Here is a 16,797-nt window from a genome sequence, read left to right on the forward strand (position 1 = left end):
GCGTCTGCGGGGGCGTATTGTATCAGGAGATCAGGCGGAGTGCCTTAGTCCTCGTTGATCATGCTGAAGAGCTCTTCGGCAGCGGCGCGAGGGCCGGTCTTCGACAGGCCTTCGACAGCCAGACCGGTGTGCATCTCCCCGACCTTGACGTGGTGCTCGAAGAGCGAGGTGAAGAACTGGCGAATCAGCTGACCGGCCAGCTCCTGCTCCTGCACAGGGCCGAAGGGGTTCGCGAAGTACGAGGTGACCAGACCTTGCTCAGTCGTCGTCCCCTTGGCACGACGTGCACCAGCTTCGAAGACCTTGATAGCCTCGTCCATATCGGAGAAGAGCGTGATCTTCTTCTCTACGTCCTCGTAGTTATTCGCATAGAGGAAGTAGTCGACGGGGAAGCCCTTCGAGATCAGCTCGTACGTCGAGATGGGGATGGTGACGCGGGCATTGACCTTATCGGGGTTCGTGTAGATCCCGCGATCCAGCTGGCTGAAGGCGTAGGTAGGATCGAGGTCGTCGGTGCGGACGAAGGCACCGATCTCCGTACCGTAGGCACGCACCACGCCATCATCGCAGAGGCGGAGGTAGCCCATGTCGTCGAAGATGACGCGCATGTGGCGGATGTACTTCTCGTTGAGCGTGCGGAAGGCTTCGAGGCTTTCGCTCTTCCCAGCACCGCTGTCGCCCATGATGATGATGTTCGCCTCACGGCCATTCTTCAGGATGATATTGACCATAGCCCCGTGGATGGGGAGGTTGCCACGGCTCATCTGCTTGATGTTGTGCAGCGTGAGGAGCATCTTCTTCATGTAGCCGAAGTAGTCGATCTCATCGCAGTAGTTGGCGTAGCCGATGAGGATATCGTTCTTCTTGTCCTTGTAGTAGAAGGTGCGCTTCTCCTCGTGCCCATCGGGATAGCCGAAGATATAGATCATATCAGGCTTCTTACCGACGTACTCATCCTCCTGCGCCAGCTCGAAGAGGTTGGCCAGTCCAAGGCCGTGGCACATGAAGTCCTTGTGGAAGTAGACGAAGGCCAGGAGGTCACCGACCTTAGCGGGGTATAGGAACCACTCATCCTCGTTGAGGATCATGTTCGCTACGGGGTTGATCGTGTGTTCACGGAAGATACCGTCACGGGTATTCTTCTTCGTATAGGTGACGTAGGGAGGGTTGATGACGATGGAGTTGATGAAGGGGATCGCCGAGAGACCCTTATACTCCACGGGGTAGTTCCATGGGGCATCTAAGAGGATGAGCCCGGCATTAGCGCCGGCTGTCGTCTGGCGGTAGACATTGCTTGCAAAGCCATTGACGACTTCCTTCGTGCGGCGGTAGATGGAGAGGATCAGCTCGTTGAAGAGCTCGTAGGCCTGGACGAAGCGGACGTTCTGCACACCATCTCCCTGACGCTGGTTGTGGACGACGGCGATACGCTCCATACGGCGCCAGTAGTGATAGAGGAGCTCAACGACCTCGAGGAAGAGGTCACGGTCCTTGAAGAAGGGGGCATACTTATTGTTGACCTCGAGGATCTCTTCGACGCTGCAGACGCTCAGTAGGCGGATGACCTCCATGAAGTCACGTATCAGCTCGTCCTCATCGCGGAAGCCCTGGATGAATGCCTCATAGATGACGGGGTTGTCTCTGCGCAGGTGGGCGATGAAGGACTCGACGACACGCCCATAGGCGTAGCTGGTGAGGATCTTGCGGCGGTTGTCGCAGTACTTCGAGGTAAAGTTGATGATCGCTCTACCACGGTTGAGGGTGAATTCCTGTAACATTTCTTATGGGGTTGGTTAATAGTGGAAGTCAAAACGACTCCACTACAAATATAGATAAAGTTCCTTAATCAAGGGTTACTCGTAGGCGCTCCGCAGCGGAGGCTCAGAGAGGGGAGGAAGAGATGAGATAAGAGGAAGGGAAGCACCACTGTGAAGCCCCGCAGATAGGGGGCTCTGGTCGGTGCAGGATTACGCTCGCTTGTGTAGTGCAAACGTACACAGAAAGGTGAAGAAATACAAGCCTTTATCCCCGCCCAAAGCAAAATACCGAGCAGTAGGTATCTGCCCTCTTTCCCGATCCGCTCTCTCTCACGGAATGATGCGATATGCCGTCTGATAAACTGCTGTCTGCGGCATCTCGTCCCATCCAGCACTGGGGGATATGCCTCTCCGAAGAGATACACAAGCCCTTTGCCTTATCGCACGTATTCCTCTTATCCAGCGGAGGGAAAAGTGCCATTCTCACGAAGAAAAAAGCGCCTTCACGTAGTGGCTTTTCTCTATCTATGCACGTAGTCTTAAAGACCAGGCACGTCAATCCAAATATCCACGCACGTAGATATTAGAGCCACGTACGTAGCCTCAACTTATCTGCCACTCGTCCGCAACTTTTATCCCTACGCGGAGCAACAACCTATATATAAGTTCACCCGCCGACCCATATAGGTGCACACCATCCCTTCGGGGAAAGGGGTATGGGACGAGAAAAAAGTAGGTACGACCCTCTGGCGATATGGATATCATCAGAGGGTCGTACCTGTACTTGGAGTTTGTATAGAGTCGCTCTACCTATTAGGCGAGTACCTTAGAGTAGGTAGCGGTAGATGAGGTAGCAGATGAGTACAATCGCTATGATGACCTTGAATATGAACTGATAGCGAGCACTTTCTGGGGACTCTGGGTCTGGGGTGTGGCCCTCATAAGTGATCTCAGAGGCGGGGAGTCCGAGGTCGCTTTGCGTGATGGGCTGTAGCTTGAACCCGTCAGGCTCGCCCTTCTTCCCGAAGAGTACGTAGGGGATGTCTTGGCGCAGTGCAGCCTTTTTGTAAGAGACCCCATATTCGGGGAGCGTGTAGATGACGACCCCATCGAAGGCATCGCTGATCATCGAGATGGCTGTCGGCTCCTTGGCATATACCTTAGTGTGCTTCCCCGTCTCGGTTTCCAGCGTCCAGTAGTCCGGACCTGCACCCATCATCGAGTCGTAGCGCATAGGTCCATAATCAAGCGTGGCGACAGTGGCCTTGATCTGCTGCAGCGTTTCTTGGGCTATCTCTGTGCCCTTGATGGGGAAGGCATAGACGCTGTAGAAGCTCTCGTCATAGCTGAAGCGACGAATGGGATAGTTCCGGATGACGCGTGCTTCGCTGAGCTTCTGAAATTGCTTGGCCAGCTTCTCGATCGCCTTGGGATTGTAGCCCTCGGGTAGCGCTCCTCCGGTGAGCACCGATGTGATCTTGGAAATTTCGTCCATAGGATATTTAATTATTGATAGGAGACCATATATGCGGATAGGGAGTCAGGGAAGGGGAGATACCAGCAAGGGGCTTGCTCGTATGCAGCCTGCGACGTGCGAAGCAGAGTAACTTCCTCTGCTCGGCATACACACGATGACGGCTCTGAGCCTACGCATACATATGTATCTTGTGTAGCAAAGGTAATTGAAGCAACAGATACAGGCAACTATTCACACACCATTAATTCCACGAGACGAGCAGGCTCTACACCCCTACTCTTAGGACGATCCATCTGGGCGTGAAGTCAAGCATACCACAGCATCAGTGCACCTCGGCCCAGTATAGCTGAGGCGATGGATACAAGCAGTCGAGGCGCTGCGGAGTCGGATGACTCGGCAGCGCCTCGCTTATAAGAGGGACTCTACGTAGAGAGCTTAGTCGTTGTTGTTACGGAAGCCTTCGTTACCTTGATACTTCGTAGAGTAAGGGCGAAGCACCTGATAGGTATAGGTGCGCATACGACCTCTGAGAATTCCAGGCTCAGCGTTTCTCTGCTGACGATTTCCATAGTGGACGATGTTATATCGCTGGGTGAGCACCCAGACACCACCCCTAGTATTGGCGAAGCCATAGATACGGTTGTTGATCTGATTCCCATCCCCTTCGATGATACTCGAACTCGTACTGATGACGCTATTGACCGTACCGGCATCCTTACCGATAATCTTCGAGTACCAGACATAGTCAGCAGCATCGCACCAATGGTTCATCAGAGGAGCTGCCTTGGTCTTCGTCTCAAAGCTTGCCTTACCAGCATCCTTCAAGATCTCGGACTCACTGATCTGATTGTAGTCAAAGGTGGGGACATTGAGCGTAGCGCGGTCAACGCGGTCACGGGAGACCTCAGCATTGTGCCAGAAGACATCCCCACTCTCTGCATAGAGGAAGGGCTGTGCAGCACCACGATCGACGTACAGCGGAGTCGTCATGACATTACCGACAAAGTACTTCCCGACATAGAGGGACTCCATAGTCAGCGTACCGGGGTATATGTTGTAGCCACTAGCTTCGGACTCAACATAGATACACTGACCAGTGGTCAGGGTACGCATAATCGTCTGGTACTTACTGCGAGGCTGGTAGCCCGAGCTATTGCGGGGCTCCATGTAGAGCTGGCGATAGACTACAGCACGTCCTCCGGCTGGGAGTGTTTGGCTAGCGGCATGGTAGTCCGCATAGACGAAGCCCTTAGACAGGAAGGGGGTCGATGCCGAGGGATCATCCTTGTAGGGGAGCTGTGCTGGGACGACCTGCCCACGCATAGATGGCGTGAAGCCTACAAGCTGCTTATAGCGCAGATTGTAATTATCAGGAGCTTGGAACTCCAGAGGGCGATTCAGCCCAAGAAGATTGAGCCAAGATTCGTTAGGCAGGTACATCTGCCCCTTAGTGGTCGTAACCCCACCTCGCGCCTCAGCAGCCTGCATGGAGTTGACAAGGAGGATGTTATCTGCAGTGGTCTTGCGGTCGTCCTTACCATAATTTTTAAAACCGTTTCCTGCACTTGGACTCTTCTTCAGATAGACATTGGGGTCATTGGAGCCATTGCCATCGAAGTTATAGTCCTTCCACGTAGAATTATTTTCCTTGTAGATGTAGCCCTTAGCGAAGTAACCCAGCATCTGACGGGGCTGCTCGTAGAACTCGCAGTTCAGCGTATAGGCCTTACCACTCTGAGGCGTGAGGTTGGCACCACCAATAGGAGCAATATGATAGTTAGGACGATCTGGCGTACGACCTGCGACCTCGACATTCTGCCCGTAGACGTGCAGGATGGAGGTAGAGGGGGCACAGGTGTTTGCCTCCGTAGCGGTACCGTCCCCGAACTTCATCATGTTCTGACCCGATACAGCCGTACTACCACCCGTGTGGAAGCCCCAGAAGACAAGGGCCTTGTCGGAGCGTGCACCCGAAGCAATCGAGATACCACCGCCAGGAAGTGAAGAGTGGCCCGAAGAGAAGTCTTTATAGAAGTACGTATAGCCAGCGCCACCCGTCGAGGACTTAGTATGCGAGCTCTCGTAGCTCACAACATTGGAGAAGGCACCCGTCGAGATGTTGTAGACGGCCTTCTTGTTTGAGTTGTTAGGCCCGAAGAAGGAGTTGGACACAACGTTGATCCCATCGAAGGAGACAGTCTGCTGCATGTTGTTGCGGAAGGTCACCAAGAGGAGCGACCCAAGGGGCTTGAGCGTCCCAACAGACGAGCTATTGTTAGGCTTAAGAGCACCATTCACCACCTTAAAGGCAACGGGAGCCGACTTATAAAGGATAGGCAGCTCGATAGGTGTCGTGCCAAGATCCCTGAGGCTCACCTCTTCCATTACTGACGAGAGCTTGAAGGTCCCACTCGCCTCATCGTACTCACCACCAGCATAGAGCGTGATGGTGGTGGTCGAACCAGAGGCCTTCGCCTGATTGATCACAGTCTCAGGGATTTCGATATCACCACCAAAGGTGTACTTATCCTTCGTAGGACTGTATTCCATCTTAGCCTGACCGATATAGGTCTGGGTAGCGGAGCCCGCTGGCTTAACGTCAATCTTGACGACAGCATCGAGGGTAGGATTCTTCTCGATGAACTTAGCGCGTGAGCGCGTAAGCACCTTCTGAGCTACAGAGGAGTCGGAGAGGTCGTCATTGAGTTCTTTCTTGCTACCATCCTTGACCGTGATAGGGGTCTTGACGCCCGTATAGGCGCGTGCTTCCTGATCAAGAGACTTGGGAGCATCAAAGGCATCAACGGATACCTCGAGTTCGATAGGTACGGCTACACGAGGACCATCCTCGAGTACCGTCTTGTTGTCTGCCTGAGGGGCTTCCTGGGCACAAGCGCCAAGGAGGAAGAGACCACAGAAGAGGGCAGACGACTTGAGTAAATTAAGCTTCATTGAATTCTTGTTGAAATATTCCGGAGTAGAAATAATAGAGGGACTCTGAGAAGAGGAGCTTAGAGGGCTTCGCCTTCTTCAAAGTCTTCGAAATCTGCATCACCAGAGAACTGGATACAGATATTCAGAGGTGCAGCACTGAGCGTGAAGCCTTCAGCGATAGGCGCTTCGTAGGGAAGCTTGAAATCGATTCTGTTCATACTATCAAATTAATACTGTTTGGGCGGAAGGGGAGAGAGCCCTAAAAGTCTCTTGTGTTTGGATAAATGTCAGCGCTTAAAAGGCAATAGCGCGACACCAAAAGTGCCAATGAGGAAATACCCTCCCTTGTAATTGCGTTGCAAAGATAATCAAAGCGTTACACCTGAACAATTATTTGCATGTCTATTAATAAAATTCTTTCAGAAGCCCTTTATATACGCACCTTTCAGCACCTCAACGCCCCACATACATATTACAGATCAGGCATATACCTCCCAAGAAAAGCCCACCATCATCAAGAGCAAAGTGTAAAACAAGGCGCTGCAGAGTCGGATGACTCTGCAGCGCCTCAATATCTGAAGGGCTCTGCGATGAGAGCTAACTTATCGTGCCTTCGCTACTCTTATCCCTCGAGGGAAAGAGGGCCCTTAGAGGGCTTCTCCTTCTTCGAAGTCTTCGAAATCTGCGTCACCAGAGAACTGGATGCAGATGTTCATGGGAACAGAGCTGAGCTCAAATTCCTCAGCAGCGGGTGCTTCATACTGAAGCTTTGAATCGATTCTATTCATAACTATAATTATATTCTTTCAATCAAAGAGTGGTTCCTTGAGCCTCCAAGTGCCCAGACAAATAGCACCATTTCAATCGCAAAAGCGGCACCTTGAGGACCGTGGAGAGGATACATCTTGCAAATTAACCGGACGCAAAGATAATCAAAGTCGGGTATCTGAGCAATTATTTCTATCTATAGAATGATAAAAAGATACACACATTCTAACAATTGACCAGCCCCCTTCGCCCGGGTTATCCCGAGGCAAAGGGGGCTAGTCATCAATCAGGCGCACCTGTCGCACGCCTGGAGAAGGGGGGCTACTAAAGGGGATCCCCTTCCTCAAAGTCTTCGAAGTCGGCGTCACCCGAGAACTGTATGCAGAGGTCCAATGGCGGAGAGCTCAGCTTAAAGCAGTCGACCGACGGGGCTTCGTAGTGAAGCTTGCTCGTGGGTGTATTCATATATCACAATGAGATTAAAACAATAGGGAGGTACGCTGGTGATGCCCATGCGAAGGTGAACAGCATGGCTTAGAGACAATGGCGGAGTGCTCGAAGGGCACGAACTCCTCCCATGGCGAATATTCGCACAAATATAGTGAAAACCAACATCATAGCACCACTCCTTGCGCCCCGCCTTATCCATCAGACCGCCCCCTTCTCAAACAGAGACGGATGCACCTCCTGCACACAGCACTCTCCTCTCCCCACACCCGACAGGAGCACACCTTCACGAGGGTAGAAAAGTGACCAGTACTGGTCTCCGAGCGGAGCAGTACTAGTCACCTATATCAACCAGTACTGGTCGCAACGCTGACCACTACTGGTCACGACGCTAACCAGTACTGGTTACTCGCCCCTCCTAATGTGAGTTCGCTCCCCCACTTCCGTGCAAAGCCTTATAGATAGCAGTATCACAGACCTCCCTACCCTCACGACAGGAACTAGCAAACTCGGGTAGGGAAATGCCTGGCACCCCGCCAAGCAGCCCCAAGATGAAGGCGCACTTCGTGGCGCAGCGAAACGAGGGGCTTGGCTCTATCAAAAATAATTCCTAACTTTGCCGAGCAAAAAGGACAGCTTCGTCCTCCTAAACCCCAAGCGGGCCTATAGCTCAGCTGGTTTAGAGCACCTGCCTTACAAGCAGGGGGTCATAGGTTCGAATCCTATTGGGCCCACACCGCCGGGGATCGGGAAGGAGCACGTCTCAAAGCACAGCACTTAGGGCCTATAGCTCAGCTGGTTTAGAGCACCTGCCTTACAAGCAGGGGGTCATAGGTTCGAATCCTATTGGGCCCACCTAAGGAACATCCAATGATGTGAATCAATCTGCAAGAGCGGCGATCACCGAGAGGCGATCGTCGCTCACTTTTTATCCCCACATGAGGGCGCACTCCTGCACTACACGCCTTCTCCCCCCACCCCTACAAAGAGCAAGCCCCAGGCACTCATCATCGCGAGTGCCTGGGGCTTATTACTTGTCTATCGCCGAAGTGCCGGAGCGCTCAGCGATGACGCTGATTACTTGCGGCCGGTAGCCTTAGGAGCGGCAGCAGCTGCAGCCGTAGCCTTGATGCCAAGCGCATCCTTGACAGCCTGCGTCAGGTCGAGAGCGCTGCTCCCCATAGCCAGGAGGGCGCCTGACTCGAAGATGTAAGCGCAGCCGTTGGCTTCACAAACCTTGTTGATAGCCGTGGTGACCTTCGTGCGGATAGGAGCCATGAGCTTTTCCTGCTCCTTCTGGATCTCTTCCTGCATCATCTGATAGCTATTCTGCGTGCGAGACTCCATCTCCTGGAGCTCCTGCTGGCGGCGCTTCTTAATGACGTCGGTCATAGAGGCTTCTTCCTTCTGATAAGCTTCGAGCTTCACCTTCAGCTCATCCTGCATACGCTTGATCTCGGAGTCGTACTGCTTAGCGAGATCCTGGATCTTCGTGGTAGCAGCCTTGACATCGGGCAGGGCTTCCATGATGGCGGAGGTGTTGACGACCCCGATCTTCTGCTGAGCGTTAGCAGAGAATGCCAGAGGGAGCATCAGGAGGAGGGAAATGAGGAACTTCTTCATTGTCTTGGGTTATTACGTTTAATTAGTTGATTTGACTATTACTATCGGTCAAGACCGAGGGTCGAGACGACGGCTTCGCTGATATCCAGACCTGGGTCAGCGTATACGATCTTAGAGGAGGAGCGGTCGATGATAAGCTGGAGGCCACCGCGACGAGCGAGCTCCTTCATAGCGGCCCATACGCGATCCTGAATGGGCTTCATCAGCGACTCACGCTTCTTGAAGAGCTCCCCTTCGGGACCGAAGTACTTACGCTTGAGCTCATAGGCCTGCTTCTCGAGCGCCACGATAGACTCTTCGCGCTGCTTCTTCTGCTGGGCAGAGAGCAGAGCAGCCTCGCTCTGATAAGACTGGTAGGCCTGCTCGGCTTTCTTCTCGTAGCTAGTGACCTCAGCCTGCCACTTCTTCGACAGGTCTTCGATCTGGCGGTTCATCACCGCATACGAGGGGTCTTTCTTGAGGATGTACTCCATATCGACGAGTGCGATCTTCTGGGCCTGGACAGCTCCAAGAGGAAGGAGGAGCAGAGCCAGGAGGAAAAGAATCTTCTTCATACTGCAATCTTAGGATTTAGTGTGAGACATCACCTCGGCGCGTAGGCGCTACGCACTGAGGCCTTGACTTAGTCACTACAGGTCACGCCCGAGGACAAAGTGGATGTTGCTACCGCCACGCTCGTTGTAGCCATTGGGTCGGTCGAAGCCATAGCCCCAGTCAAGCCCGAGGAGCCCGATCATAGGCATCATGACGCGCACACCGACACCAGCCGAGCGCTTGAGGTCGAAGGGATTGTAGCGGCTGATATCCGACCAAGCATTCCCTGCCTCAGCAAAGCCGAGGACCCAAACGGTAGTCGACTGCTCGAAGATCAGCGGATAGCGGAGCTCGAGCGAAGCCTTCATATACGAGTAGGCGTAGTCGTAGTTAGCCCCAGCGATGGAGCCGTTCTTATACCCGCGCAGCCCGATGGTCTCGTTCATATAGTTGCCCATAGAGCCAGACATCATATCACCACCCATATAGTAGGTACCGAAGGGCGAGCGCTTGTACTTGTTGTAGCTATTGATGATACCGCCCTCGATACGTGCCATCAAGACGGGAGTACGCTTGACAGTCGTGGGGTTCATGAGCGGCAGGAAGACCTTACCAGAGTACTTCCACTTGTGATACTCCAGGAAGCGGTATCTATCCGAGAGGGGAAGAGACGGATCGGAGTAATCCTTCTTATCGAAGAGCGAGTAGGGAGGCGTGAAGCTGACCGAGAAGGAGAAGTCTGAGCCACGACGCGTGTAGACGGGGTTGTCCACGGAGTTGCGGTCGATACGGAGCTCCAGATTGAGGTCATTAGCCGAGCCCTGGTGGTAGTTCTGGAAGGTGTTGTACGTCCAGTTATTGAGTCGGTAGTGGGTGAAGTTCAGCGAAGCGGTGAGCTGGAACCAGTTGTCGGGCCAGTTCAGACGGCGACCATTTGCGATGGTCAGACCGAGGATGCTGAGCGACTTATCCGAGTCGTAGGAGTCTTCGTAGAGCGAGCTCTGAGCCTGACGCGTCTGATCGTAGTAGTTGCCATAGCCACCGTAGCCGTAGCCACTATAATAGGGGTTGTAGTAGCCCGAGCCGTAGTAGTTGCGAGCCTGACCCGAATAGTAGCGCTGGTCGATAGCCGTCATACGCGAGTAGAAGGCACTTACCGAGAGGAGGTTCGGGCGCTTGCCACCAAACCAAGGGTCACTGAAGGAGACGCTGATCTGATTGTAGTAGCGGGCATTCGTCTGACCATTGATCGAGAGCTTCTGACCGTCCCCCTGAGGGATGATCCCCTTGTACATGCTGGGGCGGAAGAGGTTCTGGATCGAGAAGTTCGTAAAGGTAAAGCCGATCGACCCGATGATACCCGTCTGGCTCCAACCGATAGAGAGGTTCAGCTGGTCATTGCTCTTAGGCGTGAGATCGTACTCGATGTCCACCGTACCGCTCTGAGGATTGGGCACGGGCTTAGGCACAGACTTCTCCGCGTCGAAGTGACCGAGCTGATTGAGGATACGGAAGGAGTTCATAAGGTCCTCCTTACTGAAGAGTACACCTGGCTTCGTGTAGAGCTCACGGCGCACGACATCTTCATAGACGATGTCATTACCGCGGATCTTCACCTTATCGATAGTCGCCTGAGGCCCTTCGGTGACTCGCACTTCGAGGGACACGGAGTCACCCACGATGTTGGTCTCCACGGGATCGACGCCAGCGAAGATATAGCCATTATTATAGTAGAGGTTGCTGACAGCATCCTCATCTACGGAGAGACGGTTCTCGAGGCGCTTCTGGTCGTAGACGTCCCCCGGGCGGATAGCCAGAAGCTGCGAGAGCAGCTCGGAGGGGTACTTCGTGTTACCGACGAAGCGGATATCCTTGATATAGTACTTCTGCCCTTCGTTGACCTTGAGGTAGATGTCTACCTTGCGGGTACCAGGGACGGGTACGATGCTATCGCTCACCAGCTCGGCGTCACGGTAGCCCGCAGCCTGGTAGCGCTTGATGAGGTTCTGCAAGTCCTCCTTGTAGTCTGCGTCGACGAACTTCTTTTGCTTGAAGATCTTCAGCAGCGAAGACAGACCACGGCCACGCGAGAGTGCGAAGCCTTCGTTCGTCTTCCCCATCGCCATACGCAGCTGGTAGTCCGTGAGGGAGCTATTTCCCTCGAAGTAGATGTTACGCACCTTCGTCTTACCGCTACGGTCGATGTCAAGGGTGAGGTTCACATAGCCAGGCTGGCCAGGAGCCTCTGTTTCCTTGATCGTCATCTTCATCTCGCGGAAGCCCTTCTCATCGTAGTACTTCTTGACGAGCTGGCGGGCACGGTCGAGGGTATTGGGCGAGATGAGTGCCCCCTTCTTCAGGCCCGTGCGCTTCTCTAGCTCCTCACGATCCCCCTTAGAGACACCCGTGAAGGTAGCCTCAGAGAGACGTGGACGCTCAGTCAGGGCGATCTCCAGGAAGACCTTATCCCCCTCGTACTTATTGATGAGGACACGGACATTGGAGAAGTAACCCGACTGGAGGAAGCGGTTCACCGCAGAGGTCAGTGCGGCCCCTGGGATCTGGATCTCATCCCCCACGTTGAGGCCGGAGAGGCTACTCAAGACAAAGTCATCATAGCTCGTCGAGCCCGTGATCTTGACCTCAGCGATGGTCTTCGTCACGGGGCGCTCATAGCTGATGGAGGGCGCGATGACGATCGACGAAGTGGTCTTCGTCGTGTCAGCGGCCAGCTGAGGGGCGGTATGGGGTGCGGCTTCCACTGCACCTGCCGATAGGAGTGCGGCAAGGAGTAGGAGTGCGGGGATTCTCTGCATAGGATCTTATTATCGTCGTGCTGGAGTGGCCTTAGCGAAGGCTAATCCTCCAGTTGTATTTGTTCGCTTGTCTTGCCAAAGCGGCGCTCACGTGCCGTGTAAGCCTCGAGGGCTTCACGCAGGGCCTCACGGTCGAAGTCGGGCCAGTAGACCGAGGAGAAGAAGAGCTCAGCATAGGCAGCCTGCCAGAGCAGGTAGTTGCTGATACGCTCCTCGCCCCCCGTACGGATCAGGAGGTCGGGATCAGGGAAGGCAGCCGTGTCAAGGTGAGCTGAGATGGTCTCCTCGGTAAGGCTGTCTGCCGAGAGGCGACCTTCGGCGACCTCACGGGCTATCTGGGTAGTGGCACGCAGGATCTCGTCGCGCGAGGAATAGCTGAGGGCCACGATGAGCGTGATACGCTCACAGGCAGCCGTCGCCTGGATACTCTCACGGAGGGCCTGCTGAGCTGCCTCGGGTAGACGACTGAGATTGCCAATGGCCTCCAGACGGACGCCCTCCTCAATGAGGCTGGGGGTCTCGGAGTGGATAGCCGAGACGAGCAGGCTCATCAGGGCATCGACCTCCTCCTTCGGGCGGGACCAGTTCTCCGTGCTGAAGGCATAGACCGTCAGATAGCGGATACCGAACTCTGCCGCAGCGCGCAGGGTCGCTCTCAGAGCGTCCTGACCACGGATGTGCCCGTCGGTACGGGGCAGTCCACGCTGCTTGGCCCAGCGGCCGTTCCCATCCATGATGATAGCCACGTGCTCTGGGATACGGAGCTCCGTGGTGGGCGCGGATGACTGGGGGGACATTGTCGTTGACACGTTGTTCTTATCGTCTTATTAGGCCAGAGGGTATACCCCTAACCTGATACAAATATAGCTATATCTTTTAGTCACAGCCGTACTGTCACTGTGGCGAGAGGCTGCGGGGGCCAGCTGAAGCCTTGTAGCGGTAGCTATCACCGCCCCTTGAGACGAGCACCAGCGGAAGAAGCCACCTTGCCACGAAGCCCCCTTAGGGCATCCCATGGCACCCAGCGATATGAGGAGTCTAAGCTCTAACGCTATCCCCTACACTTATGGTGCACAGCAGGGTATGCCGTGAGGCTACCGAGAGGAGGCGTAAGCCGAGATGGGACTATTCGGTGACGGTCTTCAGACCACCGAACTTCCCGACGAAGAGCTTTGCAGACTCTCCAGCGGTCTTAGCCCCACGCAGGAGGTAGACCGTCTCGCCATCCGATGAAGGGAAGGCGACGAGGGGATAACCAGCGAAGTCCGTGCGGGTCAGCCCCGAGAAGGCTACCGTACGAGCCTCCTGCCACGTAGCACCGCGGTCATCCGAGATGTAGAGCTCCAGCGTCGATGCCGTCGAGACAAAGCGATAGATACGCTTCTGCGACTCGACATAGGCCTGGCTCTGTGAGACAGCACTGACACCAGCCTGGGTCTTACCACCGACGATGAGCCAAGCGGTACCGTTGGTCGTCGCCCAGAGGTTAGGGCTTGCCTTGCCGTCAGCCGTGCGGCCACCCGACACATAGAGGGCAGCGCCGTCATAGCTGCTACCGGTGAGCTCATAGCTCAGCGTACTGCCAGCCGTAGGGAAGGACGTGCTGGGCGTCTCTCCGATCGTGGAGATCGTACCCGCAGATATGTTGTAGCCAAGGAAGGTCGTCGCACCTGCCGCAGTCTTCCCTACGAGAGCGAGGGTAGGCTTACCATCGACAGAGAGCCCGCCGAGGAGCGTCTGAGGCGTAGCCGTCGTGGGGAAGGTCTTCGCCGTGAAGGCCGTACCGAGTGCCGAAGCCTCATAGAGGCGCGAGCCGCTCGTCGTAGCGTAGAGCTTGCCACCATAGGTGAGGAGCGAACTGAGACGCTCACCCGAGCCGAGGCCCGTGAGGCTGGAGGTCGTCCAAGCCCCCGTAGGAGTAGTGAAGCTGCTCACCGCGTTCGTCCCGTCAGCCTTGACGTAGTAGAGCGCACCGCTATTGCCCGAGAGCTCGACCTGTGAGAAGGTGGAGCTGAAGGCGGGAAGTCCCGTCACGGAGGCCTCTGACCAAGCGAAAGCATGGGGATCCTGCTGATAGCGCTTGAAGGTCACCTTATAGGTATAGGTGTTCGTCGAGCTGCCACTACCAGCCGTCGTGATACGCAGCTGGATACCCTTCAGAAGGTCGCTGCTCTTGAAGGTCTGCGTAGCATCCTTCCACGCTACGGTCGTGCCGTCAGCGAGGATGACCTCTACGGTCGCATTGGTGGCAGCCTTCGCCAGACGCAGGTGCACATTGTAGTCGGCACTGCTATAGGGGAGCGCCTGAGTATTGTAGATCGCCCCAGTAGCCGTATTGCGGATGACGAAGGGGATAGCAGACACAGCCTCCTTGAGCGTAGCCTCATCGGTCGAGAGGGCGAAGGCCGTGATCTGGTTGTCGTAGATCTGGAAGTCCTCCAGCTCTACCTGCTTGCTCTTACAGCTTGTCGCGCCGAGCGTGAGTGCCAGAAGGCCCAGAGCTGCGGGGACAAGGGTAGTGATACGTCTCATTGCTTCTATATATATGGAGCGAAAGATACTTGCTCGGATCATCAGAGCTATGCGGAGCACCTTACACTAAAGCCTACTCCGCACTATAACTCTAAGTCGCAAAGGTATAAAGAATAACGCAAGTCTCGTGCGCGCAGGTATCCAGCGCACGGACTTGCGTCTAAGCCACGGCCCCAGCAGGGGCTACAAGCCTTTAGCGAAGCACATACTACGTGCTCCGATGATAGGGATTCAGTAGCTGATCCCATCAGCGGAGCAAGGCACAGAGTAGTACCCTACTCCTTTATCTCCATCGTCCCTCCTCAATCGGATTCTACTGCATAGCGCCCACCTTCTTTGCTCGTACGGTAGGAAAGCCACTCCAGATGTAGGCCCAACTTCTTCAAGCGGCGACTCTGCTCCAAGGCCTCCTCACTCACGGCCGAAGGCACATCCTCCGCACAAGGGATATAGCCACGAGTATTCAAGAGCACGGGGTGCAGGGCCTCGGGGTTGATGGCATCAGAAGGAGCCGTGTAATAGAGGCCAAAGACATTTAACTGACAGTAGCGTGTGTGGAACACTGGATAGACCCGAATGCCCTCGCTCGTCACCCGCACGATATAGATCTGCTTGGGTAGACACCTGAGGTCATAAGTGTAGTCACCCACCAGCTTATCCAAGCGCTTCATCGAGGTAAACTTCACTCCACGAAGCCACTCTTGCGAACGCTCTACGGGCTCCTCCTTCACATAGAAGGCAAGGAGACGCGGATTAGCATTGCCATACGAATAAAGTACGTCATAAAATGAAGCATAGTAGTAGCGGAAAGCAGGATAGGCTGCAGAGTCCTGTACCCCACGCCAAGCCGGAGCGAGGAACTCCCACCCGGCATTAATCATCTCCTTCGGACCACGCTTGCGCGGCTCCTCAAAGAGATCATCTAAGGATTTGCGACTCCAATGGCGACTCTCTTGGTAGTGGTCGAGGAGATAGATCGTATCGGGGAGAGAGGTAATGCCCTTGCGCTTACGATTCGCAGCAAATTCTTCATCAGAGGGAGGCGACGAGACGTATGCAGGATCACACTTATCCTCTGTCTGATATTCCCCATCTTCATAGCATATATAGTAGCTAAGCCAGGGCACAGTAAGATTATGCGTCCTCAAGCGACGGCACTGGCCGAAGGCTTCTTCGCACGCGGCCACCGAGGAGGCGCCCTCCGTACCTGGGGCAGCAAATCTATCCGAGAAGCCCACGACCTGCAAGGATTCGGGATTAATTGGAGCACCACCTATACTCAGCACACAGTAGTCCGAGCCACCTCGACTACATCCCGTGTGGAATACCGAATACAGCCGAACAGAGTCCCCCGTCACCCGCACAATATAGATTTGCTTAGGCAAGCGACTGACATCACTCTTCTCGTAGTCCACCAGCCGATCAAGGCGATTCATCGGGGTAAACTTCACCCCGCGAAGCCATTCTTTCGAGCGATCCACAGGTTCCTCCTTCACATAGAAGGCAAGGAGACGCGGTATGGCATGCGAATAAAGTTCGTCATGAAACGAGGCATAGTAGTAGCGGAAGGCGGGATAGCTCGCAGAGTCCTGCACTCCGCGCCAAGCGGGAGCGAGGAACTCCCACCCAGCGTTAATCATCTCCTTAGCCTTACGCTTCACCTTAATAGCGTGCTTGATCTCATCAAGATCGCGCATCCAGTGCCGGCTCTCTTGATGGTGGTCCAGCAGATAGACCGTATCAGGGAGAGCGGGAAGAGGGGCGGTAGCCCGACGCTTACGCTGCGCGGTGAGAGGTAGCGCCGTAAGAAGGATCAGAAGGGCACATAGTAATGCTCCCTTTTGATTGAGAATATGTACCATGGTTAGAGTTTTTTATAGGACTTAGCTTTACTAAGGCGGGGGGATAG

11 protein-coding genes and 2 tRNA genes are annotated in these 16,797 nt (G+C 54.6%); 2 read left to right on the forward strand and 11 right to left on the reverse strand.

Annotated features, from left to right (window positions below):
• Positions 1-44: 44 nt before the first annotated feature.
• From IEX77_RS03900 to IEX77_RS03920, 5 genes are all read right to left on the reverse strand, one after another.
• The gene (locus IEX77_RS03900) at positions 45-1,778 is read right to left on the reverse strand and encodes a hypothetical protein (RefSeq protein WP_060935455.1); all 1,734 of its coding nucleotides are present in this window, start codon (positions 1,776-1,778) and stop codon (positions 45-47) included.
• Between the two features lie 805 nt (positions 1,779-2,583).
• The gene (locus IEX77_RS03905) at positions 2,584-3,252 is read right to left on the reverse strand and encodes a hypothetical protein (protein ID WP_188807813.1); all 669 of its coding nucleotides are present in this window, start codon (positions 3,250-3,252) and stop codon (positions 2,584-2,586) included.
• A gap of 417 nt (positions 3,253-3,669) precedes the next feature.
• Complete coding sequence (locus IEX77_RS03910) at positions 3,670-6,186, reverse strand: hypothetical protein (RefSeq protein ID WP_188807814.1); 2,517 nt, start codon at positions 6,184-6,186, stop codon at positions 3,670-3,672.
• A gap of 59 nt (positions 6,187-6,245) precedes the next feature.
• Positions 6,246-6,386, reverse strand: a complete 141-nt coding sequence (locus tag IEX77_RS03915) for a hypothetical protein (protein ID WP_188807815.1) — start codon at positions 6,384-6,386, stop codon at positions 6,246-6,248.
• Between the two features lie 429 nt (positions 6,387-6,815).
• Positions 6,816-6,956, reverse strand: coding sequence for a hypothetical protein (locus IEX77_RS03920; protein ID WP_156429980.1), 141 nt, complete (start codon positions 6,954-6,956; stop codon positions 6,816-6,818).
• 1,086 nt (positions 6,957-8,042) lie between these two features.
• Between IEX77_RS03920 and IEX77_RS03925 the strand changes: the two genes are divergently transcribed.
• Together IEX77_RS03925 and IEX77_RS03930 are read left to right on the forward strand one after the other, a co-directional pair.
• A tRNA-Val gene (locus tag IEX77_RS03925) sits at positions 8,043-8,117 on the forward strand.
• A gap of 46 nt (positions 8,118-8,163) precedes the next feature.
• Positions 8,164-8,238 (forward strand) — tRNA-Val (locus IEX77_RS03930).
• A 222-nt stretch (positions 8,239-8,460) separates the two neighbouring features.
• Here the strand turns inward: IEX77_RS03930 and IEX77_RS03935 are convergent.
• From IEX77_RS03935 to IEX77_RS03960, 6 genes are all read right to left on the reverse strand, one after another.
• A complete protein-coding gene (locus IEX77_RS03935; protein WP_188807816.1) occupies positions 8,461-9,006 on the reverse strand; it encodes an OmpH/Skp family outer membrane protein in 546 nt (181 codons plus the stop codon).
• Positions 9,007-9,047: 41 nt separating this feature from the next.
• Positions 9,048-9,560 (reverse strand): OmpH/Skp family outer membrane protein, encoded by a 513-nt coding sequence (locus tag IEX77_RS03940; protein ID WP_188807817.1) that lies wholly within the window; start codon positions 9,558-9,560, stop codon positions 9,048-9,050.
• 75 nt (positions 9,561-9,635) lie between these two features.
• Positions 9,636-12,356: a BamA/OMP85 family outer membrane protein gene (locus IEX77_RS03945; protein ID WP_188807818.1), complete on the reverse strand. Its 2,721-nt coding sequence runs from the start codon at positions 12,354-12,356 to the stop codon at positions 9,636-9,638.
• A gap of 41 nt (positions 12,357-12,397) precedes the next feature.
• Positions 12,398-13,153, reverse strand: a complete 756-nt coding sequence (gene uppS, locus IEX77_RS03950) for an undecaprenyl pyrophosphate synthase (protein ID WP_188807819.1) — start codon at positions 13,151-13,153, stop codon at positions 12,398-12,400.
• Between the two features lie 328 nt (positions 13,154-13,481).
• Positions 13,482-14,888, reverse strand: coding sequence for a DUF6242 domain-containing protein (locus tag IEX77_RS03955; protein ID WP_188807820.1), 1,407 nt, complete (start codon positions 14,886-14,888; stop codon positions 13,482-13,484).
• 302 nt (positions 14,889-15,190) lie between these two features.
• A complete protein-coding gene (locus IEX77_RS03960; protein ID WP_188807821.1) occupies positions 15,191-16,750 on the reverse strand; it encodes a hypothetical protein in 1,560 nt (519 codons plus the stop codon).
• Positions 16,751-16,797: the final 47 nt, after the last annotated feature.

It is taken from the genome of Porphyromonas pasteri (assembly GCF_014647755.1).
GTDB lineage: Bacteria > Bacteroidota > Bacteroidia > Bacteroidales > Porphyromonadaceae > Porphyromonas > Porphyromonas pasteri.

Coding starts and splice junctions, on each gene's coding strand:
- IEX77_RS03900 (WP_060935455.1), bottom strand. CDS start 1,778: ATGTTACAGGAATTCACCCTCAACCGTGGTAGAGCGATCATCAACTTT.
- IEX77_RS03905 (WP_188807813.1), bottom strand. CDS start 3,252: ATGGACGAAATTTCCAAGATCACATCGGTGCTCACCGGAGGAGCGCTA.
- IEX77_RS03910 (WP_188807814.1), bottom strand. CDS start 6,186: ATGAAGCTTAATTTACTCAAGTCGTCTGCCCTCTTCTGTGGTCTCTTC.
- IEX77_RS03915 (WP_188807815.1), bottom strand. CDS start 6,386: ATGAACAGAATCGATTTCAAGCTTCCCTACGAAGCGCCTATCGCTGAA.
- IEX77_RS03920 (WP_156429980.1), bottom strand. CDS start 6,956: ATGAATAGAATCGATTCAAAGCTTCAGTATGAAGCACCCGCTGCTGAG.
- IEX77_RS03935 (WP_188807816.1), bottom strand. CDS start 9,006: ATGAAGAAGTTCCTCATTTCCCTCCTCCTGATGCTCCCTCTGGCATTC.
- IEX77_RS03940 (WP_188807817.1), bottom strand. CDS start 9,560: ATGAAGAAGATTCTTTTCCTCCTGGCTCTGCTCCTCCTTCCTCTTGGA.
- IEX77_RS03945 (WP_188807818.1), bottom strand. CDS start 12,356: ATGCAGAGAATCCCCGCACTCCTACTCCTTGCCGCACTCCTATCGGCA.
- uppS (WP_188807819.1), bottom strand. CDS start 13,153: ATGTCCCCCCAGTCATCCGCGCCCACCACGGAGCTCCGTATCCCAGAG.
- IEX77_RS03955 (WP_188807820.1), bottom strand. CDS start 14,888: ATGAGACGTATCACTACCCTTGTCCCCGCAGCTCTGGGCCTTCTGGCA.
- IEX77_RS03960 (WP_188807821.1), bottom strand. CDS start 16,750: ATGGTACATATTCTCAATCAAAAGGGAGCATTACTATGTGCCCTTCTG.